This is a genomic window from Marinomonas gallaica, from assembly GCF_001639745.1.
In the GTDB taxonomy this organism is placed as follows: domain Bacteria; phylum Pseudomonadota; class Gammaproteobacteria; order Pseudomonadales; family Marinomonadaceae; genus Marinomonas; species Marinomonas gallaica.
This window is the reverse complement of record NZ_LTAX01000050.1, coordinates 1-511: the sequence shown is the minus strand read 5'-3', so window position 1 is coordinate 511 and position 511 is coordinate 1. Positions and strand designations below refer to the sequence as shown.

Here is a 511-nt window from a genome sequence, read left to right as displayed (position 1 = left end):
TGCCATTGGACACCTCTTTTAATATGGCTATGTTACCACCTAAAATGGTGTCCGGTTTCATTAGACCACTACACCATTCCCATTGCTCTTAAATGTTCTATATGCGGTGGCCTTATACACCAAACCTCAATCTCGTATGATCACATTATCAGGAAGCAAGATGGGGGTCTTGGAAGTGCTTCCAACGCGAGTTTAATGCATCCATATTGCAACACAACGGTTAAGAATTAGTTTTTATTTTCCATGCAATTCCATGTAATTTATTTGCGCAGACGCGTCGGCGGTGAGGCACGAACCGAGACATGCGCAAGTAAAAAAATACATGGAAGGGCGTCCAAAGCAGTTACCATGCGCCGAAGCTGATTTTCAGCTGATCCCAGGATGCCTATTTCTCATTAGAAGGCCGCGGAACGGAGTCCGCTCGACGGGAGCAATGTTCCCTCGCGCAGCGAGGTTATATGGACCCGCCCGACTGTTGCAAGCTATTTCGATAAGACAGAGTAAAGTTGCA

General features: G+C 46.4%; 1 protein-coding gene. It reads left to right on the top strand.

Translation table 11 applies throughout. The annotated features are described in order from the left end of the window. The first annotated feature begins 21 nt into the window (after positions 1-21). Positions 22-231 carry an HNH endonuclease gene (locus AYW76_RS19725; RefSeq protein ID WP_082866312.1) on the top strand — a complete coding sequence of 70 codons (210 nt, stop codon included), beginning with the start codon at positions 22-24 and terminating at the stop codon, positions 229-231. Positions 232-511: the final 280 nt, after the last annotated feature.